This is a genomic window from Streptomyces sp. NPDC058145, from assembly GCF_042884245.1.
Classification (GTDB): Bacteria; Actinomycetota; Actinomycetes; order Streptomycetales; family Streptomycetaceae; genus Streptomyces.
This window is the reverse complement of sequence record NZ_JBHVUH010000001.1, coordinates 226776-252238: the sequence shown is the minus strand read 5'-3', so window position 1 is coordinate 252238 and position 25463 is coordinate 226776. Positions and strand designations below refer to the sequence as shown.

Here is a 25463-nt window from a genome sequence, read left to right as displayed (position 1 = left end):
GCCTTAGCCCAGGGCCGACTTCACCGCGTCGGCGAGGCGTCCGGCGACGGACCGGGCCTGGTCGATGTCGGCCGCCTCGACCATCACCCGTACCAGCGGCTCGGTCCCCGAGGAACGCAGCAGCACGCGCCCGGTCTCGCCCAGCTCGCGCTCCGCCTCGGCGACGGCGGCGGCCAGGTCGGCAGACGTCTTCACCCGGGACTTGTCCACGTCCGGGACGTTGATCAGGACCTGCGGCAGGCGCTCCATCACCGACGCCAACTCCCGCAGCGTACGGCCGGTCTGCGCCACCCGCGCCGCCAGCAGCAGCCCGGTCAGCGTGCCGTCCCCGGTCGTCGCGTGGTCGAGGATGATCACGTGTCCGGACTGCTCGCCACCGAGGGCGTAGTCCTTCTCCTTCATCTCCTCCAGCACGTACCGGTCGCCGACGGCGGTCTGCACGAAGTGGATGCCCTCACGCTCCATCGCCAGCTTGAAGCCGAGGTTCGACATGACCGTCGCGACGACGGTGTCGGAGCGCAGCTCGGAACGTTCCCGCATCGCCAGCGCGAGCACGGCGAGGATCTGGTCGCCGTCGACCTCCTCGCCGGTGTGGTCCACGGCGAGGCAGCGGTCGGCGTCACCGTCGTGCGCAATGCCGAGGTCGGCGCCCTGCTCGACGACGGCCGCCTTCAGTTTCTCCAGGTGGGTGGAGCCGCAGCCGTCGTTGATGTTGAGCCCGTCCGGCTCGGCACCGATCGTGACGACCTGGGCGCCCGCCCGCGAGAACACCTCCGGCGAGACCCATGAGGCCGCGCCGTGTGCCTCGTCCAGGACGATCTTCAGGCCGTCGATCCGGTTCGGCAGCGCGCCGAGGAGGTGGCCGACGTAACGCTCGAAGCCCTCGTCGTACGAACGCGCCCGCCCGACCCCGGCACCGGTGGGCCGCTCCCAGGGCTCACCGTGGCGGTGGGACTCGTAGACCGACTCGATCCGGCCCTCGAGCTCGTCGGCGAGCTTGTGGCCGCCGCGGGCGAAGAACTTGATGCCGTTGTCCGGCATGGCGTTGTGGCTGGCGGAGAGCATCACGCCGAGGTCGGCGCCGAGCGCGCCGGTCAGGAACGCCACCGCCGGCGTCGGCAGCACGCCGACCCGCAGGACGTCCACGCCCGCGCTGGCCAGGCCAGCGACCACGGCCGCCTCCAGGAACTCCCCGGACGCGCGCGGGTCCCGTCCGACCACGGCCGTCGGCCTGTGGCCTTCAAAGGTGCCCGCCTCGGCCAGCACGTGCGCCGCCGCCACGGACAGGCCGAGCGCCATCTCGGCCGTCAGGTCCGCGTTGGCGACCCCGCGCACGCCGTCCGTACCGAAGAGTCGTCCCACTTGTCCTCCTGAGGAAGCGTCCATGCTGCCCGGAATCATGGCAGACGCCACGACACCCGATCACACGAGCCTTTGAGCGTCTTGTGTCGTTATACGCCCTTGGGCTGGGATAAACGAACGCCCCGGCGGCACAGAGGCGTGCCGCCGGGGCGTTCGGAGTACGAGCAGGCAGCTGTGATTAGCGCTTGCTGTACTGCGGGGCCTTACGGGCCTTCTTCAGACCGGCCTTCTTGCGCTCGACCGCACGGTCGTCGCGCTTGAGGAAGCCGGCCTTCTTCAGCGCGCCGCGGTTGTTGTCCACGTCGGCCTCGTTCAGCGCACGGGCGACACCGAGACGGAGCGCACCGGCCTGACCGGAGACGCCGCCACCCGCGATACGGGCGATGACGTCGTAGCGGCCCTCGAGCTCGAGCACCTTGAAGGGCTCGTTGACTTCCTGCTGGTGCACCTTGTTCGGGAAGTAGTCCTCGAGGGTGCGACCGTTGATCTTCCACTTGCCGGTGCCCGGCACGATCCGGACGCGGGCGATGGCGTTCTTGCGACGGCCCAGGCCGGCGGCCGGCTGCGGCTCGCCGAAGCGGGAGGCCATGGACTCCGAGGTGTACTCGCCCTCGACGGGGACCTCGGACTCGGTGGTGTAGCTGTCGATGTCGATCTCTTCGAGCGGCTGCTCGGCAGTGGTCTCGGCCACGATGCTCCTCAGATTCTCTTCGGTCTTAGGGGGTGGCCGGAACTACTGCGCGACCTGGGTGATCTCGAACGGCACCGGCTGCTGGGCAGCGTGCGGGTGCTGGTCGCCCGAGTAGACCTTCAGCTTCGAGAGCATCTGACGGCCCAGGGTGTTCTTGGGGAGCATGCCCTTGACGGCCTTCTCGACGGCCTTCTCGGGGTTCTTCGCGAGCAGCTCGTCGTAGCGGACGGAGCGCAGACCACCCGGGTAGCCGGAGTGGCGGTACGCCATCTTCTGGGTCCGCTTGTTGCCGGAGAGGTGCACCTTGTCGGCGTTGATGATGACGACGAAGTCACCAGTGTCGACGTGCGGCGCGTAGATCGGCTTGTGCTTACCCCGGAGGAGGGTCGCCGCGGTGGTGGCGAGACGGCCCAGGACAACGTCCTGGGCGTCGATGACGTGCCACTGGCGCGTCACATCGCCGGGCTTGGGGCTGTACGTACGCACGGTTCGTAGCCTTCGCTTCGAGTGAATGGTCCTAAACAAGGTCACCGAAACGATCACGACAGCCTGGACCGCACGGCGGCGACGCATACCGCGTACGTGGGGTCGCTGGTCATCGGCCCGGTGGACCGGTGTAAGGGCCCGTCCCGTGAGAATGAGCAAGCCAATACACAACGAAGAAGTAGGTTACCTGGACGCCCCCGGACGGGTCAAAACGAGGCATGCCGACGGACAAAGGTGGCATGCCGCCGCTCGCGCTCCAGTATCGCCCGTCCCCCGTCTAAGATGCGCCCCATGAGTTACGGGCAGGGGGGACCCCAGTCGCAGTGGGATCCCTGGAAACCTAATTCCCAGCAGCCCTGGAGCAGCGGCGGTGACGACGGAACCCCCGACTGGGCCGCGCTCGCCGAGGCGTCCGAGACGCGGAACAAGCGTCGCCGGCTGCTGTTCATCGGCGGTGGCGCGCTCGCCACGATCGGCGTCGGCACGGCCGTCGCCATGGCCGTGGTCTCCGCGAACGGCGACAACGGCGCCTCGGGCAAGCCCGCCAAGCTGCCCCCCAGCGCCTCCCTGCCCAGCGGCTCGGCCACGGCGCCGTCCTTCGCGCCCACCAGCGCCCCGCCGCCGCTGGACCCGAAGGACTTCATAGCCAGCGCCAAGAAGGACACCGCCCCGCTGAGCCCGGAGACACTCTTCCCCGGCACGCGGCTCACCATGGGCGAGACGGTGTACAAGAAGGGCGCCACCGCTGACACCAAGAACTGCGCCTCGGCCACCGGCGGCAACCTGCCGAAGATCCTCACGGCGGGCGGCTGCACCCGGCTGATGCGGGTGAGCTACGTCAACGGCGACATCGCCGTCACGGTCGGTGTCGCGGTCTTCGACGACGAGGCGCAGGCCACGAAGGTCAAGTCCCAGGCGGGCAGCAAGAAGAGCCTGGTGAACGCCCTGGCCGGCAAGGGCATCAAGAACTTCTGCGTCTCCGCGATCTGCCGGACGACCACGAACGCCTACGGCCGCTACGCCTACTTCACGATCAGCGGCTTCACCGACGGCAAGAACGTCACCACCAAGGACACCAAGGTGTTCCGCACCGGCGACGACCTGGCCCAGTTCACCGTCAACCAGATCCACCGCCGCGGCCAGGCACAGGCCTCCGCGGCGGCGAACCGGTAGCTCAGCAGCACCCCGCCGTCGGAAGCGACCGCTTGTTCCGGGCCTCCTTGTTCCGGGCGGCCAGCAGCTCGTCGGCGGGGTAGCCGACCTCTTCCAGGGTCAGCCCGTGCGGCCGTACGACGTGCACGGCGCTGTCCCGCACCCCGGCGGCGAGCACCTTCCCGGGCCACTCCGGCCCCCGGTGCCCGTCCCCGACGAACAGCAGCGCACCGATCAGCGAGCGCACCATGTTGTGGCAGAAGGCGTCGGCCCGGACCGTGGCCGTGACGACCCCGTCCCCGCCGCGCACCAGGCTCAGCTCCTGGAGGGTGCGGATCGTGGTCGCGCCCTCGCGCCGCTTGCAGTAGGCGGCGAAGTCGTGCTCACCCACGAGCGCCCGCGCGGCCTCGTTCATCGCGTCCACGTCGAGCGGCCAGTCGTGCCAGAGGACGTGGCCCCGCAACAGGGGATCCACTCCGCCGGGGTCGTCGGTGACGCGATACGCGTAGCGCCGCCAGACGGCCGAGAAACGGGCGTTGAAGCCGGCCGGGGCCTCGCTGAGCCGCCACACCCGGACGTCCTTGGACAGCCGTCCGGCGAGCCGCTTCAGCAGCTTCTCCCGGTGCTCCGCCCACAGCTCGGCGGGCAGGTCGACATGCGCGACCTGGCCGCGCGCGTGCACCCCGGCGTCCGTCCGCCCGGCCACCGTCAGTTCGTACGTCTCCTTCGACCGCGTCACGGTCCGCAGGGCGTCCTCGATCTCCCCCTGCACGGTCCGCCTGCCGCCGGCCTGCTTGGCCCAGCCGTGGAAGTCGGTGCCGTCGTAGGAGAGGTCGAGGCGGATGCGTACGTGTCCGGGCTGTACTTCGTCACTCACACAGGAATCCTCTCAAGTACGCGAAAGCGGGCCCGCCCCGGAGGGCGAACCCGCTTCCCGCGTCAGGCAGAGCCTCAGGCGTCCTTAGACTCCTCGGCCGGAGCCTCGGCGGTCTCCTGCGCCTTGGCGTCGTCCGACTCCTTGACCGCACGCTTGGTGGCGGCCTCGGCCTCACCCACGGCCTTCTGCTGCACCGTCAGCGCCTCGACCAGCTCGATGACGGCCATGGGCGCGTTGTCGCCACGGCGGTTACCGATCTTGGTGATGCGCGTGTAGCCACCCGGACGGTTCTCGTAGCGCGGGCCGATCTCGGTGAAGAGCGTGTGGACGATGCTCTTGTCCGTGATCACCTGGAGCACCTGACGGCGGTTGTGAAGGTCGCCCTTCTTCGCCTTGGTGACCAGACGCTCGGCGTACGGGCGCAGGCGGCGGGCCTTCGCCTCGGTGGTGGTGATACGGCCGTGCTCGAAGAGCGCCTTCGCGAGGTTCGCGAGGAGCAGCTTCTCGTGCGCGGCGCTGCCGCCCAGACGGGCACCCTTGGTGGGCTTCGGCATTGTTCTTCTCCTGTGTGTCTGCCCCGGCCGTATCAGGTACCGGGGTCAGTATCCGAGCAGACGGTTGTCTGTCGAAGATCCGGGGGTCCCGGTGAGACCCCCGGAAGTGAGACCGGTCAGTACTGCTCGGTCTCCACGAAACCCGCGTCCGCGTCGTCGTCCGCACCGAAGGCGTCCGCGGCGGCGGTCGGGTCGAATCCGGGCGGGCTGTCCTTCAGGGCCAGGCCCATGCCGGCCAGCTTCGCCTTGACCTCGTCGATGGACTTCGCACCGAAGTTGCGGATGTCCAGGAGGTCGGCCTCGGAGCGGGCGACGAGCTCACCCACGGAGTGGATGCCCTCGCGCTTGAGGCAGTTGTACGACCGAACGGTGAGCTCGAGCTCCTCGATCGGCAGGGCCAGGTCGGCGGCAAGGGCGGCGTCCGTCGGGGACGGGCCCATGTCGATGCCCTCGGCGTCGATGTTCAGCTCGCGGGCGAGACCGAACAGCTCGACCAGGGTCTTACCGGCGGAGGCCATGGCGTCACGGGGACGCATCGCCTGCTTGGTCTCGACGTCGACGATCAGCTTGTCGAAGTCGGTGCGCTGCTCGACACGGGTGGCCTCGACCTTGTACGTGACCTTGAGCACCGGCGAGTAGATGGAGTCGACCGGGATACGGCCGATCTCCTGGCCCACCTGCTTGTTCTGCACGGCCGAGACGTAGCCGCGACCGCGCTCGACGGTCAGCTCCATCTCCAGCTTGCCCTTGCCGTTGAGCGTGGCGAGGACGAGGTCCGGGTTGTGCACCTCGACACCGGCCGGGGGCGCGATGTCGGCGGCGGTGACCAGACCCGGGCCCTGCTTGCGCAGGTACATCACGACCGGCTCGTCGTGCTCCGAGGAGACGACCAGCTGCTTGATGTTGAGGATCAGGTCGGTGACGTCCTCCTTGACGCCCGGCACGGTGGTGAACTCGTGCAGGACGCCGTCGATGCGGATGCTGGTGACAGCGGCACCGGGGATCGACGACAGGAGGGTGCGGCGGAGCGAGTTGCCGAGGGTGTAGCCGAAGCCCGGCTCCAGCGGCTCGATCACGAACCGGGAGCGGAACTCGTCGACGACCTCTTCGGTCAACGAGGGACGCTGAGCGATCAGCATGTGTGGATCAGATCCTTCATTCGTGGACGCCCGCTATTTGACGCCCGACGGAAACCGCGCCCGTGAGAAGCGCGGGTACTGCAAGGGTACGGGCGGTACGCCCCTTACGGAGCAGTACCGCCCGGACCCTGAAAGCAGCCTGACCTCAGACGCGGCGGCGCTTCGGCGGGCGGCAGCCGTTGTGCGGGGTCGGGGTGACGTCCTGGATGGAGCCGACCTCGAGGCCCGTGGCCTGCAGGGAGCGGATCGCGGTCTCACGACCGGAGCCCGGGCCCTTGACGAACACGTCGACCTTGCGCATGCCGTGCTCCTGGGCGCGGCGGGCAGCCGACTCGGCGGCCATCTGCGCGGCGAACGGCGTGGACTTCCGGGAGCCCTTGAAGCCGACGTGGCCGGCGGAGGCCCAGGAGATCACGTTGCCCGACGGGTCCGTGATGGAGACGATCGTGTTGTTGAACGTGCTCTTGATGTGCGCGTGGCCGTGAGCGACGTTCTTCTTTTCCTTGCGGCGCACCTTCTTGGCAGCGCCCTGACGACCCTTGGGGGGCATCTACAAACTCCTACGGGGAGGTGGTCGGTCCTACAGCGAAGACCGCTGATGAAGCGTTGTCCGCTGAGGACTACTTCTTGCCCGGCTTCTTCTTGCCGGCGATGGCGCGACGCGGGCCCTTGCGGGTGCGGGCGTTCGTGCTGGTGCGCTGACCGCGGACGGGCAGACCGCGACGGTGACGGAGACCCTGGTAGCAGCCGATCTCCACCTTGCGGCGGATGTCGGCCTGGATCTCGCGACGGAGGTCACCCTCGGTCTTGATGTTGCTGTCCACGTACTCGCGGATCGCGACGAGCTGCTCTTCGCTCAGGTCACGAACACGGGTGTTCGGGTCGATGCCCGTCTCCGCCAGCGTCAGCTGGGAAAGAGTCCGGCCGATGCCGAACACGTAGGTGAGGGCGACCTCCACGCGCTTTTCGCGCGGGATGTCAACACCGGAAACGCGTGCCATTCAATGGCTCCTGGTGAATCTTCGGAGGTCTTCCACAGAACCGGCTCCCAGCACGCCGTACCAGGTACGCACCGGGTCCCCGGCCTCCGAACCGGGGGTGTCGAGCCCCAGGGGACTCGGGTTCTGCGTATGAACAAACTCAGCTTGCGTCGCGCGAATCCCTGCGATGGATGCAGAGGGATCGGTCGTGCGTCAGCCCTGGCGCTGCTTGTGGCGCGGGTTGTCGCAGATGACCATGACCCGACCGTGACGGCGGATCACCCTGCACTTGTCGCAGATCTTCTTGACGCTCGGCTTGACCTTCATTGGTGAGGTTCTCCGGGTCAGTGCCATAGCTCCGGGAGGCCCGGGGCTCGGGCAAGATCTACTTGTACCGGTAGACGATCCGGCCACGCGTCAGGTCGTACGGAGACAGCTCCACCACGACCCGGTCGTCAGGGAGGATGCGGATGTAGTGCATACGCATCTTGCCGCTGATGTGTGCCAGAACCTGGTGGCCGTTCTGGAGCTCGACCTTGAACATGGCGTTCGGCAGAGACTCGACGACAGTGCCCTCGATCTCGATGGCACCTTGCTTCTTGGCCACGCTTCGCCCTTCGAATCGACTACCTTGATCGACTCTCTCCTTCACCCCGCAGGGTGAGTGGCAAGCGCATGCGGACATGCGGGTGCACGAGAGCCGACGAGTCAGTCTACGTCAGCGCACCCGGAAACACGAATCGAGGAAGTCTGCCCCGTGCCGGTGATCCCTACGCCAGCGGATCGGAGGAACCGGCGGTCGTGGCCCGGGCCGCCGCTCAGGCGAGCGGGTCGGGCGCGGTCGTGATGCCGTATTCAGCCAGCTTCGCCTTGCCACCGTCGGGCGCCGTCAGGACCAGCGGGCCCTGCTCGGTCAGAGCGACCGAGTGCTCCCAGTGGGAGGACCAGGTGCCGTCCGTGGTGATCACCGTCCAGTCGTCCGACAGGACCTCCGTGCGGGGGGTGCCGAGGGAGACCATGGGCTCGATCGCGAGGCAGAAGCCGGGGACCAGCTTGGGGCCCTTGCCGCGACGGCGGTCGACGTAGTTCAGCAGGTGCGGGTCCATGTGCATCTCGGTGCCGATGCCGTGGCCGCCGTAGTCCTCGATGATCCCGTACTTGCCGCCGCCGGGCTTCGGCTGGCGGCGGATGTACGTCTCGATGGCGCGGGAGACGTCGACGAGCCGGTTGCCCTGCTTCATGGCCGCGATGCCGGCCCACATCGACTCCTCGGTCACCCGGGAGAGCTCGATCAGCTCCGGGGCGTGACCGGAACCCACGAAGGCCGTGTAGGCGGCGTCACCGTGCCAGCCGTCGACGATCGCGCCGCAGTCGATGGAGATGATGTCGCCGTCCTTGAGGACGACATCGTCGGACGGGATGCCGTGGACGACCACGTCGTTCACCGAGGTGCAGATGGTCGCGGGGAAACCGCCGTAGCCGAGGAAGTTCGACTTCGCGCCGTGCTCGGCGAGCACCTTGCGGGCGACCTCGTCCAGATCCCTGGTGCTGGCACCCGGCACCGCGGCATCCCGGGTGGCCGCGTGGATGGCGGCCACGACCAGCCCCGCCGCACGCATCCTGGCGATCTGCTCGGGGCTCTTGATCTGCACCATGGGGGCCTGCGCTCTCCGTCACTCACGTCGGCTGGGTTACGTACACAACACTACGGCCGCGACGCCCGTGAGGGCGCCGCGGCCGGAAAGGACCGCGATCTACTTGTTCTCGGCCTTCTCGCGCTTCAGCGCCTCCAGCGCCCGCTCGGTGATCTCGTCCACCGGACCCAGCGAGGAGATCGTGCGGACCAGGCCCTGCGACTTGTAGTAGTCGATGATCGGCTCGGTCTGCGTGTGGTAGACCTCCAGTCGCGTGCGGACGGTCTCCTCGGAGTCGTCGTCGCGCTGGTAGAGCTCACCGCCGCAGACGTCGCAGACGCCCTCCTGCTTGGCCGGGCTGTACGTCACGTGAAAGACGTGGGACGAGTCGTTGCGGCAGATGCGCCGGCCGGCGATCCGCTTGACGACCTCCTCCTCCGGGACCTCCAGGTCCAGGACGGCGTCCAGCTTGATGTTCTCGGACTCCAGCAGCGCGTCCAGCGCCTCGGCCTGCGAGACGTTCCGCGGGAAGCCGTCCAGCAGGAAGCCGTTCTCCGCGTCGGGCTGCTCCATGCGGTCCTTGGCCATCGCGATGGTGACCTCGTCGGGTACGAGGTTTCCCGCGTCCATGTAGGACTTCGCGAGCTTGCCCAGCTCGGTCTGCTGGCTGATGTTTGCGCGGAACAGGTCGCCCGTCGAGATGTGCGGGATGCCCAGCTTCTCGGCGAGTCGGACGGCTTGCGTTCCCTTACCAGCACCCGGCGGCCCGACGAGGACGATACGCATCAGCGGAGGAACCCTTCGTAATTGCGCTGCTGAAGCTGGCTCTCGATCTGCTTCACCGTCTCGAGACCGACACCCACGATGATGAGGATGCTGGTCCCGCCGAACGGGAAGTTCTGGCTTGCCCCGAAGCCCACCAACGCCATTGTCGGTACGAGAGCGATCAGCCCCAGATACAGCGAACCCGGCCAGGTGATCCGGTTGAGCACGTAGCTGAGGTACTCAGCGGTCGGTCGGCCAGCCCGGATGCCCGGGATGAAGCCACCATACTTCTTCATGTTGTCGGCGACTTCCTCGGGGTTGAAGGAGATCGCCACGTAGAAGAAGGCGAAAAACACGATGAGCAAGAAGTACGAAGCGATGTAAATCGGGTGGTCGCCCTTGGTCAGGTTCTGCTCGACCCAGGTCTTCCAGCCCGACTTGCCCCCGGCGAACTGAGCGAGCAGTGCCGGAATGTAGAGCAGTGACGAGGCGAAGATGACGGGAATCACACCCGCCTGGTTCACCTTGAGCGGGATGTACGTGGACGTACCGCCGTAGGAGCGGCGCCCGATCATGCGCTTCGCGTACTGCACCGGGATACGGCGCTGGGCCTGCTCGACGAAGACCACGAGCGCGACCATGACCAGGCCGACCAGGATGACGGTGCTGAACTCGATCCAGCCGCCGGCCAGGGTGCCCTGCTTCTTGATGGCCCACAGCGCGGACGGGAAGGTCGCCGCGATCGAGATGAACATCAGGATCGACATGCCGTTGCCGATGCCGCGGTCGGTGATCAGCTCACCGAGCCACATGACGACGGCGGTGCCGGCCGTCATGCAGATGACCATCGTGATGGTGGTGAAGATGGCCTGGTCGGGGACGATCTGGGCGCCCACCGAGCAGCTGCCGAACAGAGCGCCGCTGCGCGCGGTGGCCACGAGACCGGTGCCCTGCAGGATGGCGAGCGCCACGGTCAGGTAACGGGTGTACTGCGTGATCTTCGAGGTACCCGCCTGACCCTCCTTCTTCAGGGCCTCCAGACGCGGGATGACCACGGTGAGCAGCTGCAGAATGATGCTCGCCGTGATGTACGGCATGATGCCGAGCGCGAAGATCGTGATCTGGAGCAGCGCGCCACCGCTGAACATGTTGACGAGACCGAAGAGGCCCTGATTGCCGGACGCCTCTTTCACACACGTCTGGACGGCCTTGTAGTTGACGCCGGGGATCGGGATGTGGGTACCGACCCGGTAGACCACGATGATTGCCAGCGTGAAGAGCAGCTTCTTGCGCAGGTCGGGCGTCCTGAACGCCCGGGCGAACGCGGTGAGCACGGTGCCTCCTGCGACCCCCGCGCAACTGCGTCAAGGGTGACGGTCTTGAGGTTCGACGAATGAATAACGGTCAACTGCCGCTCAGGGTGCCCCATGGGAGGCACCCAATGAAAGTGGACAGTGCAGGCCACCTTACCGGCGAGACCACTGCCCTTGGAACGACCAACCGGGGATACCCCTTTTGTGGAGTATCCCCGGTCGGGTCGTTCACGTCATCGAGATGCCTGAATGGCTCAGACCAGCTCGGTGACCGTACCGCCGGCGGCGGTGATCTTCTCCTTGGCGGAGCCGGAGACGGCGTCGACCGTCACCTGCAGCGCCACGGAGACCTCACCCTGGCCGAGGACCTTGACGAGGCTGTTCTTGCGAACGGCACCCTTGGCCACCAGACCCTCGACGGTGACCTCGCCACCCTCGGGGTAGAGCGCGGCCAGCTTGTCGAGGTTCACGACCTGGAACTCGGTCTTGAACGGGTTCTTGAAGCCCTTCAGCTTCGGGAGACGCATGTGGAGCGGCATCTGGCCACCCTCGAAGCGCTCCGGAACCTGGTAACGGGCCTTGGTGCCCTTGGTACCACGACCGGCCGTCTTACCCTTCGACGCCTCACCACGACCCACACGGGTCTTGGCGGTCTTGGCGCCCGGGGCGGGACGGAGGTTGTGGATCTTGAGCGGGTTCTGCTCCGCCATGATCAGTCGACCTCCTCGACCGTCACGAGGTGGCGGACGGTGTGCACCATTCCGCGGAACTCGGGGCGGTCCTCCTTGACGACCTGCGTGTTGATGCCCTTGAGACCAAGGGAACGCAGGGTGTCACGGTGGTTCTGCTTGCTGCCGATGTAGGACTTGACCTGCGTGATCTTGAGCTGTGCCACGATTACGCACCCGCCCCGGCACGCGCACGCAGCAGGGCGGCGGGAGCGACGTCCTCGAGCGGCAGACCACGGCGGGCCGCGACCTCCTCGGGACGCTGCAGGCCCTTGAGGGCCGCCACGGTGGCGTGCACGATGTTGATCGCGTTGTCGGAGCCGAGCGACTTCGACAGGATGTCGTGGATACCGGCGCACTCGAGCACGGCACGCACCGGGCCACCGGCGATAACGCCGGTACCGGGGGACGCGGGCTTGAGCAGCACGACGCCGGCAGCCTTCTCACCCTGGATCGGGTGCGGGATGGTGCCCTGGATGCGGGGGACCTTGAAGAAGTGCTTCTTGGCCTCCTCAACACCCTTGGCGATGGCGGCCGGCACCTCCTTGGCCTTGCCGTATCCGACACCCACGGTGCCGTCACCGTCGCCCACCACGACCAGCGCGGTGAAGCTGAAGCGACGACCACCCTTCACAACCTTGGCGACGCGGTTGATCGCGACGACGCGCTCAACGTACGCGGTCTTCTCGGCGGCAGCAGCGCCGCCGTCACGGCCCTTCCGGTCCCGCCGCTCGCCGCCACCGGCACCGCCACCGCGGCGCTGGGGTCCAGCCATTGGAATTACCTCTCTTCGTTTCCGCTAGCTACGGAGGCTCAGAACTTGAGCCCGGCTTCGCGGGCGGCGTCCGCCAGAGCGGCGATGCGCCCGGCGTACTGGTTGCCACCGCGGTCGAACACGACAGCTTCGACACCGGCGGCCTTGGCACGCTCGGCGACCAGGGCGCCGACCTGCTTGGCCTGCGAGGACTTGTCGCCCTCGCCGCCGCGGACGGACGCGTCCAAGGTGGACGCGGACGCCAGGGTGTGGCCCTTGAGGTCGTCGATCACCTGCGCCACGATGTGGCGGTTGGAGCGGGTCACGACCAGACGGGGGCGCTCCGCCGTACCGGCGATCCGCTTGCGGATCCGGATGTGACGGCGCTTGATCGCGGCGCGCTTGTAGGCGTCGCCCTTGAGGATCTTCTGCCCGTATGCCATGGCTTACTTACCCGCCTTTCCGACCTTGCGGCGGATGACTTCGCCCTCGTACTTGACGCCCTTGGCCTTGTACGGGTCGGGCTTGCGCAGCTTGCGGATGTTGGCCGCAACCTCGCCGACCTTCTGCTTGTCGATGCCCTCGACCTGGAAGCGGGTCGGGGTCTCCACCTTGAAGGTGATGCCCTCGGGCGCCTCGATGACGATCGGGTGGCTGTAGCCGAGCGCGAACTCGAGGTTCGAGCCCTTGGCCGTGACGCGGTAACCGACACCGCTGATCTCGAGCTTCTTCACGTAACCCTGGGTCACGCCGGTGATCATGTTCGCCACCAGCGTGCGGGACAGGCCGTGCAGGGCCTTGTTCTGACGCTCGTCGTTCGGACGGCTGACGTTGAGCACGCCGTCCTCACCCTTGACGATGTCGATCGGCGCGACGACGGTGTGGGTCAGCGTGCCCTTGGGGCCCTTGACCGAGACCGTACGGCCGTCGATGGTGACGTCCACGCCGGCGGGAACCGTGATGGGGAGCTTGCCAATACGCGACATAGCTGTTTCCTCCGTTCCCTTCCGCTACCAGACGTAGGCGAGGACTTCCCCACCCACGCCCTTCTTGCCGGCCTGCTTGTCGGTGAGCAGCCCGTGCGACGTGGAGATAATCGCCACGCCGAGGCCGCCGAGCACCTTCGGCAGGTTGGTGGACTTCGCGTAAACCCGGAGACCGGGCTTGGAGATCCGCTTGATGCCCGCGATGGAGCGCTCACGGTTCGGGCCGAACTTCAGCTCGAGAACGAGGTTCTTACCAACCTCGGCGTCCTCGACCTTCCAGCCCGTGATGAAGCCCTCCTGCTGGAGGATCTCCGCGATGTGAGACTTGATCTTCGATGCCGGCATCGTCACGGAGTCGTGGTATGCCGAGTTCGCGTTTCGCAGACGCGTAAGCATGTCTGCGATCGGATCAGTCATGGTCATGAATTGGCCTTCGGCCTCTCTCGCCGGGGTTTCCTGGTGCGCCATCCCTCTCCCCGATCCGAGACGGGACGGGTGCGGCGCGGTGGACCTACGGCGTAGTAAGTCGTACGGGCGCGGCAGACGCCCAACTCCACAAGCCTACGGCATGTGAAGAAGGGCCCCTGCCGACCCAGATGCTTACCGAGAGCTTCAGGAATCCCCTATTACAGGGATTACCAGGAGCTCTTGGTCACGCCCGGCAGCTCGCCACGGTGAGCCATCTCACGAAGGCACACGCGGCACAGGCCGAACTTGCGGTACACGGAGTGCGGGCGGCCACAGCGCTGGCAGCGGGTGTAGCCACGCACACCGAACTTGGGCTTGCGAGCAGCCTTCGCGATCAGAGCCTTCTTCGCCATCTCGCTCACGCCTCCTTGAACGGGAAGCCGAGGTGACGAAGGAGCGCGCGGCCCTCAGCGTCGTTGGTCGCCGTGGTCACCACGGTGATGTCCATACCCCGGGTGCGGTCGATCTTGTCCTGGTCGATCTCGTGGAACATGACCTGCTCCGTGAGACCGAACGTGTAGTTGCCACGGCCGTCGAACTGCTTGGGGGACAGGCCGCGGAAGTCGCGGATGCGCGGCAGCGCGAGCGACAGGGTGCGGTCCAGAAACTCCCACATGCGGTCGCCACGGAGCGTGACGTGGGCACCGATCGGCTGGCCCTCGCGCAGCTTGAACTGCGCGATGGACTTGCGGGCCTTGGTGACGGCCGGCTTCTGACCGGTGATGGTGGTCAGGTCGCGGATCGCGCCCTCGATCAGCTTCGAGTCACGGGCGGCGTCGCCGACACCCATGTTGACCACGATCTTGACGAGGCCGGGGATCTGCATGACGTTCTCGTACTTGAACTCGTCACGCAGCTTGCCCGCGATCTCCTCGCGGTACCTCTGCTTCAGACGCGGAGTGGTGGTGGTAGCCATCAGATGTCCTCACCCGTCCGCTTGGCAACGCGGATCTTGTTGCCCTCGTCGTCGAAGCGGTAACCGACACGCGTGGCGACCTTCTGGCCGTCCTTCTCAACGACCAGCTGGACGTTGGAGACGTGGATCGGTGCCTCGGTGGTGACGATGCCGCCGGCCTGCGAACCGCCAGCGGTCGGACCGGCCTTGGTGTGCTTCTTGACCCGGTTGACACCCTCGACCAGGACGCGCTCGTCGCGCGGGTAAGCGGCAATGACCTTGCCCTGCTTGCCCTTGTCCTTGCCGGTGATGACCTGGACCAGGTCGCCCTTCTTGATCTTCATGCTTACAGCACCTCCGGCGCGAGCGAGATGATCTTCATGAACTTCTTCTCGCGCAGCTCACGGCCGACCGGGCCGAAGATACGGGTGCCGCGAGGGTCGCCGTCGTTCTTCAGAATGACGGCGGCGTTCTCGTCGAAGCGGATGTACGAGCCGTCGGGACGGCGGCGCTCCTTGACGGTGCGAACGATGACCGCCTTGACGACGTCACCCTTCTTCACGTTGCCACCGGGGATCGCGTCCTTGACGGTGGCGACGATGACGTCACCGATGCCCGCGTAGCGGCGACCGGAGCCACCGAGCACACGGATGCAAAGGATTTCCTTCGCACCAGTGTTGTCGGCGACGCGCAGTCGCGACTCCTGCTGGATCACGTCTATCTCCTGTTTGTCTGCCGGTTCCCCGGGAGCCGCTCAGCGGAGCGGCTCCCGGAGCCTGGCGGAACTGTCCTGCGAGGGATGCCCCGCAGGAGATTTACTTGGCCTTCTCGAGGATCTCGACGACGCGCCAACGCTTCGTCGCGGACAGCGGCCGGGTCTCCATGAGGAGGACACGGTCGCCGACGCCCGCGGCGTTCTGCTCGTCGTGCGCCTTGAGCTTGTTGGTACGGCGGATGACCTTGCCGTACAGCGCGTGCTTGACGCGGTCCTCGACAGCGACGACGACGGTCTTGTCCATCTTGTCGCTGACGACGAGACCCTCACGGGTCTTGCGGAAGCCGCGGGCCTCTGCAGTCTGCTCAGTCACGTTGCTCTCACTCATCAGGCGCTCTCCACCGTCTCGATGCCCAGCTCGCGCTCACGCATCAGGGTGTAGATCCGCGCGATGTCCTTACGGACGGCCTTCAGCCGACCGTGGTTCTCGAGCTGACCGGTCGCCGCCTGGAAGCGGAGATTGAACAGCTCTTCCTTGGCCTCGCGGAGCTTACCCAGAAGCTCCTCGTTGCCCAGCTCGCGCAGCTCGGACGCCTTGGTACCGGCCGACATCACGCTTCACCTGCCTCGCGCTTGACGATCCGGCACTTCATCGGCAGCTTGTGGGCCGCTCGAAGCAGCGCCTCACGGGCGATCTTCTCGTTGGGGTACGACAGCTCGAACATCACGCGTCCGGGCTTGACGTTGGCGATCCACCACTCCGGGGAACCCTTACCGGAACCCATGCGGGTCTCGGCAGGCTTCTTGGTGAGGGGACGGTCCGGGTAGATGTTGATCCAGACCTTGCCACCACGCTTGATGTGACGCGTCATGGCGATACGAGCGGCCTCGATCTGGCGGTTCGTCACATACGCCGGGGTGAGCGCCTGGATGCCGTACTCGCCGAACGCAACCTGCGTACCGCCCTTGGCAGCGCCGCTGCGCTTCGGGTGGTGCTGCTTGCGGTGCTTGACCCTACGGGGGATCAGCATTTCGGTCAGGCCTCCGTTCCGGTGCTCTCAGCCGGAGCGGCGGCGGGGGCCTCGGCCTTGGGGGCCTCGGCGCCGGCAGCCTGCTGCGGCTTGCGACCGCGCCGCTCGCCACCGCGGCCACCACGGGCCGGGCGGTCGGCACCGCCACGGGCCGGGCGGTTACCCGCACGGGCCGCAGCGTTCTCGGCGCGGACCTCGGCGATGTTCTTGACGTCGCCCTTGTAGATCCAGACCTTCACACCGATGCGGCCGAAGGTCGTCTTGGCCTCGAAGAAGCCGTAGTCCACGTTCGCACGGAGCGTGTGCAGGGGCACGCGGCCCTCGCGGTAGAACTCCGAGCGGGACATCTCGGCGCCGCCGAGGCGGCCGCCGCACTGGATCTTGATGCCCTTGGCGCCGGCCTTCATCGTGCCCTGCATGCTCTTGCGCATGGCACGACGGAAGGAGACGCGGGAGGAGAGCTGCTCGGCGACGGCCTGAGCAACCAGCTGAGCGTCCGTCTCGGGGCTCTTGACCTCGAGGATGTTCAGCTGGACCTGCTTGCCCGTGAGCTTCTCGAGGTCGCCGCGGATGCGGTCGGCCTCGGCGCCACGGCGGCCGATGACGATGCCCGGACGAGCGGTGTGGATGTCCACACGCACGCGGTCACGGGTGCGCTCGATCTCAACCTTCGAGATGCCGGCGCGCTCCATGCCGGACGTCATCATCCGACGGATGGCGACGTCTTCCTTGACGTAGTCCTTGTACAGCTTGTCGGCGTACCAACGCGACTTGAAGTCGGTCGTGACACCGAGCCGGAACCCATGCGGGTTAACCTTCTGGCCCATTACCGGGTTCCTTCCTTGCTGCTGACGACCACGGTGATGTGGCTGGTCCGCTTGCGGATCCGGTAGGCACGGCCCTGGGCACGCGGTCGGAACCGCTTCAGGGTCGGGCCCTCGTCGACGTACGCCTCAGAGATGAAGAGGCTGTCGGCGTCGGTGTGGTCGTAGTTGTGCGCGGCGTTGGCGATGGCGCTGTCGAGCACCTTGCCGACGGGCACTGAGGCGGCCTGCGGAGCGAATCGCAGGACCGCCTGAGCCTCCGTGGCATCCATGCCACGGATAAGGTCCACCACGCGGCGGGCCTTCATGGGCGTAACGCGGATGTACCGCGCCTGGGCCCTGGCTTCCATGGTTGTCCCTCTCAGTTACTTACGTGTCTGAATGCGATCCGCGGTTAGCGGCGCTTCGACTTCCGGTCGTCCTTGACGTGACCCCGGAAGGTGCGCGTCGGCGAGAACTCGCCGAGCTTGTGGCCGACCATCGACTCGGTGACGAACACCGGGATGTGGGTCTTGCCGTTGTGCACCGCGAGCGTGTGGCCAAGCATGGCCGGGACGATCATGGAGCGGCGGGACCAGGTCTTGATGACGTTCTTGGTGCCGGCTTCGTTCTGGGCGTCCACCTTCTTGATCAGGTGGTCGTCGACGAAGGGCCCCTTCTTCAGGCTACGAGGCATCTCAACCCGTCCTTAGCGCTTCTTGTTCGTCTTGCGGCGGCGGACGATGTACTTGTTCGACGCCTTCTTGGGCGAACGAGTACGGCCTTCCTTCTTGCCCCACGGGGACACGGGGTGGCGACCACCGGAGGTCCGGCCCTCACCACCACCGTGCGGGTGGTCAACCGGGTTCATGACGACACCACGGACGGTCGGGCGAACGCCCAGCCACCGCTTACGGCCGGCCTTACCCCAGTTGATGTTGCTCTGCTCGGCGTTGCCGACCTCACCGATGGTGGCGCGGCAGCGGACGTCGACCAGGCGGATCTCACCGGACGGCATGCGGAGGTGGGCCATCGAGCCCTCCTTCGCGAGCAGCTGCACGGAGGCACCGGCGGAGCGGGCGAACTTGGCACCGCCACCGGGACGGAGCTCGATCGCGTGGATCGTGGTACCGACCGGGATGTTGCGGAGGGCCAGGTTGTTGCCCGGCTTGATGTCGGCCCCGGGACCGTTCTCGACGCGGTCACCCTGCTGCAGGTTGCGCGGGGCGAGGATGTAGCGCTTCTCGCCGTCGGCGTAGTGCAGCAGCGCGATGCGCGCGGTGCGGTTGGGGTCGTACTCGATGTGCGCGACCTTCGCCGGCACGCCGTCCTTGTCGTGACGACGGAAGTCGATCACGCGGTAGGCGCGCTTGTGTCCGCCACCCTGGTGGCGAACGGTCACACGACCGGCGTTGTTACGGCCGCCCTTGCTGTGCAGGGGGCGGACCAGCGACTTCTCCGGCGTGGACCGCGTGACCTCGACGAAGTCGGCGACGCTGGCGCCACGACGGCCCGGCGTAGTCGGCTTGTACTTGCGGATTCCCATTTCTCAGTCCTCGTCCGATATCGGACGATCCGACCCGCTTACGCGGTCGGACCGCCGAAGATGTCGATACGGTCGCCCTCGGCGAGGGTCACGATCGCGCGCTTGCTGCCGGCACGCTGACCGAAGCCGGTCTTCGTGCGCTTGCGCTTGCCCTGGCGGTTGATCGTGTTTACCCCGGTGACCTTGACGTCGAAGACCGCCTGGACGGCCTGCTTGATCTGGGTCTTGTTGGCGTTCGGGTCGACGATGAACGTGTACTTGTTCTCGTCGATGAGCGCGTAGCTCTTCTCCGAGACGACCGGCTTCAGCAGGACGTCACGGGGGTCCGTGTACGACTTGCTCAGCGGGGTCTCGACAGTGTTCTTGCCCTCGGTGGCGTGGCGCTTCGCCTTGGCGACGCGCGCGGCCTTGGCGGCCTTGGCGGCCTTCGAGGCGATGCTCGGGTGACGCGTAGCCATCAGGCCTCGCTCCCTTCGGTGTCAGCGGCCTTGGGGCCAGACACGAAGGACTCGAACGCGGCCTGGGTGAAGACCACGTCGTCCGAGACGAGAACGTCGTACGTGTTCAGCTGGCCCGGCTCCAGGATGTGGACCTGGGGCAGGTTGCGGGCGGACAGCCACGCGGCCTCGTCGGAGCGGTCGACGATCAGGAGCAGGTTCTTGCGCTCGCTGATCTTGCCGAACAGGCTCTTGGCGGCCTTGGTGCTGGGGTTCGCGCCCTCGACCACGCCGGAAACGACGTGGATGCGGTTGTGACGCGCCCGGTCGGTGAGGGCACCGCGCAGGGCGGCGGCCTTCATCTTCTTCGGGGTGCGCTGCGAGTAGTCACGCGGCTGCGGGCCGTGGACGACGCCACCACCGGCGAACTGCGGGGCGCGGGTCGAACCCTGACGGGCGCGACCGGTGCCCTTCTGGCGGTACGGCTTCTTGCCGCCACCACGGACCTCGCCACGGGTCTTCGTCTTGTGCGTGCCCTGGCGGGCAGCGGCCAGCTGTGCGACGACGACCTGGTGGATCAGCGGAACGCTGACCTTGGCGTCGAAGATCTCCGAGGGGAGCTCGACGGAACCGGCCTTGTCGCCCGCCGGCGAAAGGATGTCAACAGTACTCATCGGTTACCTCAGGCCCCCTTGGCCGCGGTGCGGACCAGGACGAGGCCGCCGTTCGGACCGGGAACCGCGCCCTTGATGAGCAGCAGGCCCTTCTCCGCGTCAACGGCGTGGACGGTCAGGTTCTGGGTGGTGACCCGCTCGTTGCCCATGCGACCCGCCATGCGGAGGCCCTTGAACACGCGGCCCGGGGTGGCGCAGCCACCGATGGAACCGGGCGAGCGGTGCTTGCGCTGGGTGCCGTGTCCGGCGCCGAGGCCCTTGAAGTTGTGACGCTTCATGACACCGGCGAAGCCCTTGCCCTTGCTCTTGCCGGTCACGTCCACCCTGACGCCGGCCTCGAAGACCTCCGCGGAGATCTCCTGGCCCAGCGTGTACTCGGAGGCGTCCGCGGTGCGGATCTCGACGAGGTGACGGCGGGGGGTGACGTCGGCCTTGGCGAAGTGACCCTTGAGGGGCTTGTTCACCTTGCGCGGGTCGATCTCGCCGAAAGCGATCTGGACGGACTCGTAGCCGTCGACATCGTTCGTACGGACCTGGGTGACGACATTGGGGCCGGCCTTGACGACGGTGACCGGAACAACACGGTTGTTCTCGTCCCACACCTGCGTCATGCCGAGCTTCTCGCCCAGGATGCCCTTGATCTGCTTAGCCATTCTCAGCTCACCGACCCTCAGAGCTTGATCTCGATGTCGACACCGGCCGGGAGGTCGAGTCGCATCAGAGAGTCAACGGTCTTGGGGGTGGGGTCGAGAATGTCGATCAGGCGCTTGTGCGTGCGCATCTCGAAGTGCTCGCGCGAGTCCTTGTACTTGTGCGGCGACTTGATGACGCAGTACACGTTCTTCTCAGTGGGCAGCGGCACCGGGCCCGCGACCGACGCACCAGTGCGGGTCACCGTCTCGACGATCTTCTTCGCCGAGGAGTCGATGACCTCGTGGTCGTAGGCCTTGAGCCGGATGCGGATCTTCTGTCCCGCCATGGCTACTCAGTAGTCCTGTCTCTTCTAACGCTCCGGAACCCGGCGGATTCCTTCTGCTGCCTTCGTTTCTCCGACCCACGCGGTCGGGTGTGTCGCGCTCCCGCTGACACAGATGTCCCTTGTTCGAACATCCCTGCGGGGAATGCGATGGCCCTTCCGGAACCGCGGACCGGGGACCTCAGGCCCACCGGGCGCCTGGCCGGGGTTGCGCTCACACTTCCCGGAAGATTCCCGTACGTCCGCCCCAGCGCTGCCCGTGGGCAGTTAGGGCGACGAGTACTGTGGGACTCGCTTCCGGTCCTCCCGGCGGGAGGCGCGCAGCATCAACACTCGACCGAGCAACTCGGACAGTCTGCCATATGGGGCGGGGGGCTGGCCAATCGGCCGGAAGACATTACCCCTGGGGTGACGCAGGTCAAACCGAAGCCACGCAGCCGTTCACCGGGTCACCCCTCTCGCCGCGGGCAGAGCTACCCCTCGGCCGCCACTGCCGACCGCATGAGGCCCGGCGGACGCGGGGCTCTGTGCGGACGGGCCGGGGTCGCCGGCTCCCCGCGCCATGGTGGGGATGAACGACAGGTCCGGTGCATGCGGACAGCGCCAGATGCAGTATCCGCAGACGGGCCGGCTACCGTCCACTCTCGTCTGATCCACGCGATCTTCCTGGGAACCGTCTGCGGTCGAGCGCTGCGATTCCTCGAGCACGGCGTTCTGTCCGGCAGTGACGGACCGGGCGTACCGGTTCTCCGCCTTCTTCCGGAGCGAGCGCCGCGCTCGGATGGACATGAACGAGTCGTGCCGCTGGAAGTAGCCGTCGACACTGTTCTCGAACGCCGCGTCCAGCGCCTGCAGCGACTCCCGCAGTGCGGGTAGATGCCGACTGAGCTCCCGTTCGACCTGGGCGGGCGCGAGGGGCACGGCGCCGGCCAGGTCGTCGATGATCCGGCCCGTGGCGCGGAGCTTCTGCTGGAACGCCCGGGTCGCCTTCGCATACGTGTCCAGCTCGCTGCGCACGAGATCGTGCGCTTCGGCTGCCACGGGCGCCGGATCGTCGAGTCCGGCCTCTGCGCGATAGGCGGTGACTCGATCCCCGCCCGTAGCGGGTACGGGATAGTCCCCCTCCGCCAACTCCTGGAACGCCTTGTCGCACTCCGTCATCGCCGCTCGGGCGACACCCGTCGCGTAACCGCAGAACTCGCTCAGTCCCATGAGCGGTCCGACGTAGGGGCGGTGGTCCCTCCTCGCACTGCCCCGGACCGTCAGAAAGGCCACCCAGACAGTCCCCAGGGTGCTGATCAGTGTCACCACGATCTCTCTCTGCACGGTGCCCCCTTCGCGCAGTCGAGCAGTTACCCGCTCCCCCGGAATCGTAGGCGGATCACACGCCCCGGGGACAGATGGCGACACCTGCGGCAGGGACCAGGCTGCCCGCACACCCGCCACGCCCGGCGAGGCGGTGCGGGAAAGGTCCCGACGTCATGCGCAGCCGAGCGTTTTGACCGTGGCTGGGAAGAAGGCACGCATGAACTTTTCGATGTCGTTGCGGTGGGATTGGTCAGTCAGCTTCACCTGAGGGAGTTGGAGGGTAAGAGTGAAGTAGTTTCCGCCTTTGGTTTTACAGGCAGCTTGAGAGATTGCACCGTCAGTCCCTACAAGCGTCTTGTACGGGGCGCCATTCACATAGTGCGGAGCGCTGACGCCAGAGATTTTCCCGGTATCTTTCGCCAGATACATGAGATCCGCCGCATCCGCGTCCCATGAGAATCGGAAGCGCATGGCCACCAGATCCTGCACCAAGATGAGACACGGGGCGGTGACTGCCTCAGAACGATCCACTTTGTCATACTCACTCAACCCGCCAGTGGACGTCATGAGGGGGCGCGTGACATCAGGATCGACGCGTGTTCCGCAGATCACCCCAGGAATTGCTCGATCAGAGGAGTTACCGCAGGAGACACTCACGACTAGGAGTGGCAACACGACCAAGCTCGCCGAGCTCCTGTGCAGATACGAAATCACCGGGGTTGCACTCCAGACACACCTGTTGCGTGAGCCATACCGTCCTCGGCTGCCCCGCCGATCTCGCTTTTAGCGGCGTAGTCCAGAGTGCCGTCCTCTCGGTGCATCTTGGTCCATTCTTGAGCAAGCCCCATCAGTTGACCGTTTCGCGCATCAAAGGCGTCGATGTTTTTCTGAGATTGTTGGTCATCCAACCGCTTCTGCTCGTCCGCCATCCACTTACCCGTGACGTAGTCGAACCCCTGCTGCACGTCATTGCTGACGATCGGGATGTAGCTGATCGCCTTGTCGAACACTGGCTTCGCTTCGAAGGAGGCTGTTTTGGGGTCGCCCTGTGCCTGGATGCGGGCCTCCTCGAGGAAGCCGACAGTGCGGCCTGCGCGGAGCAGGGGTTCTGTGGACTTGGAGTGATCGTCGTGGATTCCTGAGACCATCGCCTGGTTCAAGCCGCCGTTGAGCGTGCCGTAGGCGTCCTTGTCCTTTGATACCTGTTTGGTGACCTCGAAGAGCTGGTCCTGGGGCAAGGGGGACTTGGAGATGTCGATTTCGCTCATCGAGGCGTGCACGGTGTCGCCGTGGTTGACCAGAATCGATGCCATGGGCTGCCGCAGGGACGGGGGGAATTTGTCGCCGCTGTCGGACAGGTGGCTGATCGCCGACCGGAAGACCGCGTCGTTCTGCTTGGTGTGGGGCACGTAGTGGGCGTGTTTGTCGGACGGGTCGATTCCCGTGGTCGCCGCCTGGAGGGCCCTGCCGAAGCCCTCGCGGTCGTCCGCGTCGAGGCCGGCCGCGTAGGTGCCGGTCTTGTCTCCCCCGTGCTCGTGCAGGACGACGTTCCAGTCGCGGTCCTCTACCAGGTACTTCATGCGGGCGTCCGAGCCAAGGTAGTCCGCGGCCGTGTGGGGGTCGTGGCTCATGATGTCCAGCGCGCCGTCCACCGGGTCGTTCGCGAACCAGCCGCCGTGCCTGCCGCTGTACTCGTGTTTCAACTGCCAGACGCCCGGGTCCCGGCGCTCCGCCGCGATCATGTCGTCGGTCAGGTTCTCGAGCATCTTCGGCGCGTAGCCGTGGCCCTTGTGCATCAGGGTGACGAGGGACTGGTAGCCCACCGCCTTGTCCATGCGTTCGCCCTGCGCGTCCGTGGCGTAGTGCTCGATGCCGGCGTGCCGCATGGAGGCTCGCCAGTGCTTGTACCAGCGCGAGTCCGTGTCCCTCGTCGCCGTCGCCAGGGTGTCAGCGAGGCCCGACTCGATCGTCGAGTACGTGCCCGACCCCGGTCCGCCGCGCACGTGGATCAGGTCGTTGAGCTCGTTCGTCAGGGTGATCGTGCCCGCCGCCCCCAGGTCGTCCAGCAGGGTTCGGGAGAACGCCTCGTCACCCGAGTTGTCGCGGAACGTCCGCTGCAGTTCGGTCAGTTCGCGTTGCGACAGGTGCCCGCCCCGGCTGAGTCTGCTGAGTGTCTCCTCCGCGGCCAGCGCCTCGTACTTCTCGATGTCTCCCAGTGCCCGGCCGTTGAAGCCCCGACCGCCGACCAACGGGTCCGAGTCGACGACCACGGCCGCCAAGGCGGTCTCGACACCCGTGTCCGCGTCCGTCACGGCCCGTACCGCCGCGTCGACACGGTCCTGCCAGGACCGTACGGACGACTCGTCCGGCTCCTTCGTGTGCGTGGGGTCTGCGCTGACACGGCCTCGGTCCGAGATCCGCATCCCGGCCGCCCGGGCCTCCTCGCGCGCCGCCGTGAGCCTGCCCTTCAGCTCCGTGAACTGGGCGTGGGCGTCCCGCAGCAGGGAGGCGATCGCCTTGGCCTCCGCCTGGGCGTACTGCAGTTCCTTGAGCGTGACGCCGAAGCGGCCGTGGGCCGCCTCCGCGCTCATTCCACTCCAGGCGGGGCCCGTCGTGATGCGGTGGACGTCCCGCCGGTACGCCCGCTCCTGCTTCGCGAACTCCGCCGCCATGCCCTCCCAGCGCTCGGCGGCGCCGGTGAGTGCGGCGAGGTCGGTGCTCATGATCTCGTGGTACGTCGGCATGCCCGGCCGTTCCCCCGTCAGTACAGGTCGAGCGCGGACGTGCGCCGCAGTGCCGAGCCGGCTGCCAGATCCGAGCCGGTCAGGACCACGTTCGTGCTGCGCAGCGCGTCCTTCTCGGCACCCAGCCGGTCCATCAGGTTCCTCACCTGGTCGCCCCAGGTCGCGTGGGCCTCGCGCAGCGCGGTGGAGGTGAGCCAGCCGTGTCCGTCGCGGGCGCCGAAGGCCTTCACCGCCGCCCCGGTCTCGTCGTCCGCCCACTCGCCGGCCCTGCGGGTGTCTGGCTCGATGTGGTCGTTCAGCGCCTTGGCCGCCGCCCGCTTCTCGGCGGGGGTGGACGCCAGTCTCCCCGCCCCAGGGCCGCGGCCGTAACCGCCGTCGCCTCCTGCCGGACCGTCCACCGCTCGCCCCTCGCCGTATCGACGTCCACCGCCGCTCCTTCAACCGG

The 25463-nt window shown here is 66.9% G+C and carries 39 protein-coding genes; 1 reads left to right on the top strand and 38 read right to left on the bottom strand.

Translation table 11 applies throughout. The features are described 5' to 3' along the window. Positions 1-3: 3 nt before the first annotated feature. The 3 genes from glmM to rplM form a co-directional block, all read right to left on the bottom strand. Positions 4-1362, bottom strand: coding sequence for a phosphoglucosamine mutase (gene glmM, locus ACFVVO_RS01290; protein ID WP_390050896.1), 1359 nt, complete (start codon positions 1360-1362; stop codon positions 4-6). Positions 1363-1540: 178 nt separating this feature from the next. Beyond that, positions 1541-2053 (bottom strand): 30S ribosomal protein S9, encoded by a 513-nt coding sequence (rpsI, locus tag ACFVVO_RS01285; RefSeq protein WP_276110718.1) that lies wholly within the window; start codon positions 2051-2053, stop codon positions 1541-1543. 42 nt (positions 2054-2095) lie between these two features. Next, complete coding sequence (rplM, locus tag ACFVVO_RS01280) at positions 2096-2539, bottom strand: 50S ribosomal protein L13 (protein ID WP_390050895.1); 444 nt, start codon at positions 2537-2539, stop codon at positions 2096-2098. Positions 2540-2830: 291 nt separating this feature from the next. Here rplM and ACFVVO_RS01275 point away from each other — a divergent pair, with 291 nt between their 5' ends. Continuing rightward, complete coding sequence (locus tag ACFVVO_RS01275; RefSeq protein WP_390050894.1) at positions 2831-3712, top strand: hypothetical protein; 882 nt, start codon at positions 2831-2833, stop codon at positions 3710-3712. A gap of 1 nt (position 3713) precedes the next feature. Here ACFVVO_RS01275 and truA read toward each other — a convergent pair whose 3' ends face one another. From truA to ACFVVO_RS01100, 35 genes are all read right to left on the bottom strand, one after another. Then, positions 3714-4568 carry a tRNA pseudouridine(38-40) synthase TruA gene (gene truA, locus ACFVVO_RS01270; protein WP_390050893.1) on the bottom strand — a complete coding sequence of 285 codons (855 nt, stop codon included), beginning with the start codon at positions 4566-4568 and terminating at the stop codon, positions 3714-3716. A gap of 74 nt (positions 4569-4642) precedes the next feature. Continuing rightward, the gene (gene rplQ / locus ACFVVO_RS01265; RefSeq protein ID WP_390050892.1) at positions 4643-5122 is read right to left on the bottom strand and encodes a 50S ribosomal protein L17; all 480 of its coding nucleotides are present in this window, start codon (positions 5120-5122) and stop codon (positions 4643-4645) included. A 116-nt stretch (positions 5123-5238) separates the two neighbouring features. Further along, on the bottom strand, positions 5239-6261 hold the full coding sequence (locus tag ACFVVO_RS01260) for a DNA-directed RNA polymerase subunit alpha (protein ID WP_003966937.1): 1023 nt from the start codon (positions 6259-6261) through the stop codon (positions 5239-5241). A 145-nt stretch (positions 6262-6406) separates the two neighbouring features. Then, on the bottom strand, positions 6407-6811 hold the full coding sequence (rpsK, locus tag ACFVVO_RS01255) for a 30S ribosomal protein S11 (protein ID WP_003956432.1): 405 nt from the start codon (positions 6809-6811) through the stop codon (positions 6407-6409). Positions 6812-6881: 70 nt separating this feature from the next. Continuing rightward, positions 6882-7262, bottom strand: coding sequence for a 30S ribosomal protein S13 (rpsM, locus tag ACFVVO_RS01250; protein WP_362155169.1), 381 nt, complete (start codon positions 7260-7262; stop codon positions 6882-6884). 192 nt (positions 7263-7454) lie between these two features. After that, positions 7455-7568: a 50S ribosomal protein L36 gene (rpmJ, locus tag ACFVVO_RS01245; protein WP_003974245.1), complete on the bottom strand. Its 114-nt coding sequence runs from the start codon at positions 7566-7568 to the stop codon at positions 7455-7457. A gap of 58 nt (positions 7569-7626) precedes the next feature. Next, positions 7627-7848 carry a translation initiation factor IF-1 gene (gene infA, locus ACFVVO_RS01240; RefSeq protein WP_003948620.1) on the bottom strand — a complete coding sequence of 74 codons (222 nt, stop codon included), beginning with the start codon at positions 7846-7848 and terminating at the stop codon, positions 7627-7629. Positions 7849-8059: 211 nt separating this feature from the next. Then, a complete protein-coding gene (gene map / locus ACFVVO_RS01235; protein ID WP_390050891.1) occupies positions 8060-8896 on the bottom strand; it encodes a type I methionyl aminopeptidase in 837 nt (278 codons plus the stop codon). A gap of 99 nt (positions 8897-8995) precedes the next feature. Beyond that, positions 8996-9661 carry an adenylate kinase gene (locus ACFVVO_RS01230; protein ID WP_199211609.1) on the bottom strand — a complete coding sequence of 222 codons (666 nt, stop codon included), beginning with the start codon at positions 9659-9661 and terminating at the stop codon, positions 8996-8998. After that, positions 9661-10974 (bottom strand): preprotein translocase subunit SecY, encoded by a 1314-nt coding sequence (gene secY / locus ACFVVO_RS01225; RefSeq protein ID WP_390050890.1) that lies wholly within the window; start codon positions 10972-10974, stop codon positions 9661-9663. The genes ACFVVO_RS01230 and secY overlap by 1 nt, the downstream gene beginning before the upstream one ends. A 233-nt stretch (positions 10975-11207) precedes the next feature. Further along, complete coding sequence (gene rplO / locus ACFVVO_RS01220; RefSeq protein ID WP_030400229.1) at positions 11208-11663, bottom strand: 50S ribosomal protein L15; 456 nt, start codon at positions 11661-11663, stop codon at positions 11208-11210. 2 nt (positions 11664-11665) lie between these two features. Next, positions 11666-11848 (bottom strand): 50S ribosomal protein L30, encoded by a 183-nt coding sequence (gene rpmD / locus ACFVVO_RS01215; protein WP_003974250.1) that lies wholly within the window; start codon positions 11846-11848, stop codon positions 11666-11668. Between the two features lie 2 nt (positions 11849-11850). After that, the gene (gene rpsE, locus ACFVVO_RS01210) at positions 11851-12456 is read right to left on the bottom strand and encodes a 30S ribosomal protein S5 (protein WP_007494753.1); all 606 of its coding nucleotides are present in this window, start codon (positions 12454-12456) and stop codon (positions 11851-11853) included. A 38-nt stretch (positions 12457-12494) separates the two neighbouring features. Further along, on the bottom strand, positions 12495-12878 hold the full coding sequence (gene rplR / locus ACFVVO_RS01205) for a 50S ribosomal protein L18 (RefSeq protein ID WP_067299854.1): 384 nt from the start codon (positions 12876-12878) through the stop codon (positions 12495-12497). Positions 12879-12881: 3 nt separating this feature from the next. Next, on the bottom strand, positions 12882-13421 hold the full coding sequence (gene rplF / locus ACFVVO_RS01200) for a 50S ribosomal protein L6 (protein WP_390050889.1): 540 nt from the start codon (positions 13419-13421) through the stop codon (positions 12882-12884). A gap of 24 nt (positions 13422-13445) precedes the next feature. Beyond that, on the bottom strand, positions 13446-13844 hold the full coding sequence (gene rpsH, locus ACFVVO_RS01195) for a 30S ribosomal protein S8 (protein WP_007384075.1): 399 nt from the start codon (positions 13842-13844) through the stop codon (positions 13446-13448). Positions 13845-14056: 212 nt separating this feature from the next. Beyond that, positions 14057-14242, bottom strand: a complete 186-nt coding sequence (locus ACFVVO_RS01190; protein WP_003948630.1) for a type Z 30S ribosomal protein S14 — start codon at positions 14240-14242, stop codon at positions 14057-14059. 5 nt (positions 14243-14247) lie between these two features. Beyond that, positions 14248-14805: a 50S ribosomal protein L5 gene (gene rplE / locus ACFVVO_RS01185; protein WP_390050888.1), complete on the bottom strand. Its 558-nt coding sequence runs from the start codon at positions 14803-14805 to the stop codon at positions 14248-14250. Then, positions 14805-15128: a 50S ribosomal protein L24 gene (gene rplX, locus ACFVVO_RS01180; RefSeq protein WP_199211606.1), complete on the bottom strand. Its 324-nt coding sequence runs from the start codon at positions 15126-15128 to the stop codon at positions 14805-14807. The genes rplE and rplX overlap by 1 nt, the downstream gene beginning before the upstream one ends. A 2-nt stretch (positions 15129-15130) precedes the next feature. Then, on the bottom strand, positions 15131-15499 hold the full coding sequence (rplN, locus tag ACFVVO_RS01175; protein WP_003998823.1) for a 50S ribosomal protein L14: 369 nt from the start codon (positions 15497-15499) through the stop codon (positions 15131-15133). A gap of 100 nt (positions 15500-15599) precedes the next feature. Next, positions 15600-15887, bottom strand: a complete 288-nt coding sequence (gene rpsQ / locus ACFVVO_RS01170) for a 30S ribosomal protein S17 (protein WP_003992363.1) — start codon at positions 15885-15887, stop codon at positions 15600-15602. Continuing rightward, positions 15887-16111, bottom strand: coding sequence for a 50S ribosomal protein L29 (rpmC, locus tag ACFVVO_RS01165; protein WP_030174543.1), 225 nt, complete (start codon positions 16109-16111; stop codon positions 15887-15889). The genes rpsQ and rpmC overlap by 1 nt, the downstream gene beginning before the upstream one ends. After that, positions 16111-16530, bottom strand: coding sequence for a 50S ribosomal protein L16 (rplP, locus tag ACFVVO_RS01160; protein ID WP_143627890.1), 420 nt, complete (start codon positions 16528-16530; stop codon positions 16111-16113). Before rplP ends, rpmC begins: the two co-directional genes overlap by 1 nt. A 5-nt stretch (positions 16531-16535) precedes the next feature. Beyond that, the gene (gene rpsC / locus ACFVVO_RS01155) at positions 16536-17357 is read right to left on the bottom strand and encodes a 30S ribosomal protein S3 (RefSeq protein ID WP_356189303.1); all 822 of its coding nucleotides are present in this window, start codon (positions 17355-17357) and stop codon (positions 16536-16538) included. After that, positions 17357-17704 carry a 50S ribosomal protein L22 gene (rplV, locus tag ACFVVO_RS01150; RefSeq protein ID WP_003974262.1) on the bottom strand — a complete coding sequence of 116 codons (348 nt, stop codon included), beginning with the start codon at positions 17702-17704 and terminating at the stop codon, positions 17357-17359. Before rplV ends, rpsC begins: the two co-directional genes overlap by 1 nt. A gap of 44 nt (positions 17705-17748) precedes the next feature. Next, positions 17749-18030 carry a 30S ribosomal protein S19 gene (gene rpsS, locus ACFVVO_RS01145; protein WP_003992359.1) on the bottom strand — a complete coding sequence of 94 codons (282 nt, stop codon included), beginning with the start codon at positions 18028-18030 and terminating at the stop codon, positions 17749-17751. 12 nt (positions 18031-18042) lie between these two features. Then, on the bottom strand, positions 18043-18879 hold the full coding sequence (gene rplB / locus ACFVVO_RS01140; RefSeq protein WP_031167077.1) for a 50S ribosomal protein L2: 837 nt from the start codon (positions 18877-18879) through the stop codon (positions 18043-18045). Positions 18880-18917: 38 nt separating this feature from the next. Then, positions 18918-19337 (bottom strand): 50S ribosomal protein L23, encoded by a 420-nt coding sequence (gene rplW / locus ACFVVO_RS01135; RefSeq protein ID WP_390050887.1) that lies wholly within the window; start codon positions 19335-19337, stop codon positions 18918-18920. After that, positions 19337-19990 (bottom strand): 50S ribosomal protein L4, encoded by a 654-nt coding sequence (rplD, locus tag ACFVVO_RS01130; protein ID WP_390050886.1) that lies wholly within the window; start codon positions 19988-19990, stop codon positions 19337-19339. The genes rplW and rplD overlap by 1 nt, the downstream gene beginning before the upstream one ends. Before the next feature lie 8 nt (positions 19991-19998). Then, complete coding sequence (gene rplC, locus ACFVVO_RS01125) at positions 19999-20643, bottom strand: 50S ribosomal protein L3 (RefSeq protein ID WP_390050885.1); 645 nt, start codon at positions 20641-20643, stop codon at positions 19999-20001. A 17-nt stretch (positions 20644-20660) separates the two neighbouring features. Continuing rightward, a complete protein-coding gene (rpsJ, locus tag ACFVVO_RS01120) occupies positions 20661-20969 on the bottom strand; it encodes a 30S ribosomal protein S10 (protein WP_003948644.1) in 309 nt (102 codons plus the stop codon). 438 nt (positions 20970-21407) lie between these two features. After that, complete coding sequence (locus tag ACFVVO_RS01115) at positions 21408-22292, bottom strand: hypothetical protein (protein WP_390050884.1); 885 nt, start codon at positions 22290-22292, stop codon at positions 21408-21410. A gap of 153 nt (positions 22293-22445) precedes the next feature. Next, the gene (locus ACFVVO_RS01110) at positions 22446-22823 is read right to left on the bottom strand and encodes a hypothetical protein (protein ID WP_390050883.1); all 378 of its coding nucleotides are present in this window, start codon (positions 22821-22823) and stop codon (positions 22446-22448) included. A 161-nt stretch (positions 22824-22984) separates the two neighbouring features. Then, on the bottom strand, positions 22985-25018 hold the full coding sequence (locus ACFVVO_RS01105; protein WP_390050882.1) for a hypothetical protein: 2034 nt from the start codon (positions 25016-25018) through the stop codon (positions 22985-22987). Positions 25019-25035: 17 nt separating this feature from the next. Beyond that, positions 25036-25416 carry a hypothetical protein gene (locus ACFVVO_RS01100; RefSeq protein WP_390050881.1) on the bottom strand — a complete coding sequence of 127 codons (381 nt, stop codon included), beginning with the start codon at positions 25414-25416 and terminating at the stop codon, positions 25036-25038. Positions 25417-25463: the final 47 nt, after the last annotated feature.

What these genes read in the sequence shown, in the direction of transcription:
- ACFVVO_RS01275 (WP_390050894.1), top strand. Translation starts at nt 2,831, where the DNA reads ATGAGTTACGGGCAGGGGGGACCCCAGTCGCAGTGGGATCCCTGGAAA.
- rplQ (WP_390050892.1), bottom strand. Translation starts at nt 5,122, where the DNA reads ATGCCGAAGCCCACCAAGGGTGCCCGTCTGGGCGGCAGCGCCGCGCAC.
- ACFVVO_RS01260 (WP_003966937.1), bottom strand. Translation starts at nt 6,261, where the DNA reads ATGCTGATCGCTCAGCGTCCCTCGTTGACCGAAGAGGTCGTCGACGAG.
- rpsK (WP_003956432.1), bottom strand. Translation starts at nt 6,811, where the DNA reads ATGCCCCCCAAGGGTCGTCAGGGCGCTGCCAAGAAGGTGCGCCGCAAG.
- rpsM (WP_362155169.1), bottom strand. Translation starts at nt 7,262, where the DNA reads ATGGCACGCGTTTCCGGTGTTGACATCCCGCGCGAAAAGCGCGTGGAG.
- rpmJ (WP_003974245.1), bottom strand. Translation starts at nt 7,568, where the DNA reads ATGAAGGTCAAGCCGAGCGTCAAGAAGATCTGCGACAAGTGCAGGGTG.
- map (WP_390050891.1), bottom strand. Translation starts at nt 8,896, where the DNA reads ATGGTGCAGATCAAGAGCCCCGAGCAGATCGCCAGGATGCGTGCGGCG.
- ACFVVO_RS01230 (WP_199211609.1), bottom strand. Translation starts at nt 9,661, where the DNA reads ATGCGTATCGTCCTCGTCGGGCCGCCGGGTGCTGGTAAGGGAACGCAA.
- rplO (WP_030400229.1), bottom strand. Translation starts at nt 11,663, where the DNA reads ATGGCGGAGCAGAACCCGCTCAAGATCCACAACCTCCGTCCCGCCCCG.
- rpsE (WP_007494753.1), bottom strand. Translation starts at nt 12,456, where the DNA reads ATGGCTGGACCCCAGCGCCGCGGTGGCGGTGCCGGTGGCGGCGAGCGG.
- rplR (WP_067299854.1), bottom strand. Translation starts at nt 12,878, where the DNA reads ATGGCATACGGGCAGAAGATCCTCAAGGGCGACGCCTACAAGCGCGCC.
- rplF (WP_390050889.1), bottom strand. Translation starts at nt 13,421, where the DNA reads ATGTCGCGTATTGGCAAGCTCCCCATCACGGTTCCCGCCGGCGTGGAC.
- rpsH (WP_007384075.1), bottom strand. Translation starts at nt 13,844, where the DNA reads ATGACCATGACTGATCCGATCGCAGACATGCTTACGCGTCTGCGAAAC.
- ACFVVO_RS01190 (WP_003948630.1), bottom strand. Translation starts at nt 14,242, where the DNA reads ATGGCGAAGAAGGCTCTGATCGCGAAGGCTGCTCGCAAGCCCAAGTTC.
- rplE (WP_390050888.1), bottom strand. Translation starts at nt 14,805, where the DNA reads ATGGCTACCACCACCACTCCGCGTCTGAAGCAGAGGTACCGCGAGGAG.
- rplX (WP_199211606.1), bottom strand. Translation starts at nt 15,128, where the DNA reads ATGAAGATCAAGAAGGGCGACCTGGTCCAGGTCATCACCGGCAAGGAC.
- rpsQ (WP_003992363.1), bottom strand. Translation starts at nt 15,887, where the DNA reads ATGAGTGAGAGCAACGTGACTGAGCAGACTGCAGAGGCCCGCGGCTTC.
- rpmC (WP_030174543.1), bottom strand. Translation starts at nt 16,111, where the DNA reads ATGTCGGCCGGTACCAAGGCGTCCGAGCTGCGCGAGCTGGGCAACGAG.
- rplP (WP_143627890.1), bottom strand. Translation starts at nt 16,530, where the DNA reads ATGCTGATCCCCCGTAGGGTCAAGCACCGCAAGCAGCACCACCCGAAG.
- rpsC (WP_356189303.1), bottom strand. Translation starts at nt 17,357, where the DNA reads ATGGGCCAGAAGGTTAACCCGCATGGGTTCCGGCTCGGTGTCACGACC.
- rplV (WP_003974262.1), bottom strand. Translation starts at nt 17,704, where the DNA reads ATGGAAGCCAGGGCCCAGGCGCGGTACATCCGCGTTACGCCCATGAAG.
- rpsS (WP_003992359.1), bottom strand. Translation starts at nt 18,030, where the DNA reads ATGCCTCGTAGCCTGAAGAAGGGGCCCTTCGTCGACGACCACCTGATC.
- rplB (WP_031167077.1), bottom strand. Translation starts at nt 18,879, where the DNA reads ATGGGAATCCGCAAGTACAAGCCGACTACGCCGGGCCGTCGTGGCGCC.
- rplW (WP_390050887.1), bottom strand. Translation starts at nt 19,337, where the DNA reads ATGGCTACGCGTCACCCGAGCATCGCCTCGAAGGCCGCCAAGGCCGCC.
- rplD (WP_390050886.1), bottom strand. Translation starts at nt 19,990, where the DNA reads ATGAGTACTGTTGACATCCTTTCGCCGGCGGGCGACAAGGCCGGTTCC.
- rplC (WP_390050885.1), bottom strand. Translation starts at nt 20,643, where the DNA reads ATGGCTAAGCAGATCAAGGGCATCCTGGGCGAGAAGCTCGGCATGACG.
- rpsJ (WP_003948644.1), bottom strand. Translation starts at nt 20,969, where the DNA reads ATGGCGGGACAGAAGATCCGCATCCGGCTCAAGGCCTACGACCACGAG.
- ACFVVO_RS01105 (WP_390050882.1), bottom strand. Translation starts at nt 25,018, where the DNA reads ATGCCGACGTACCACGAGATCATGAGCACCGACCTCGCCGCACTCACC.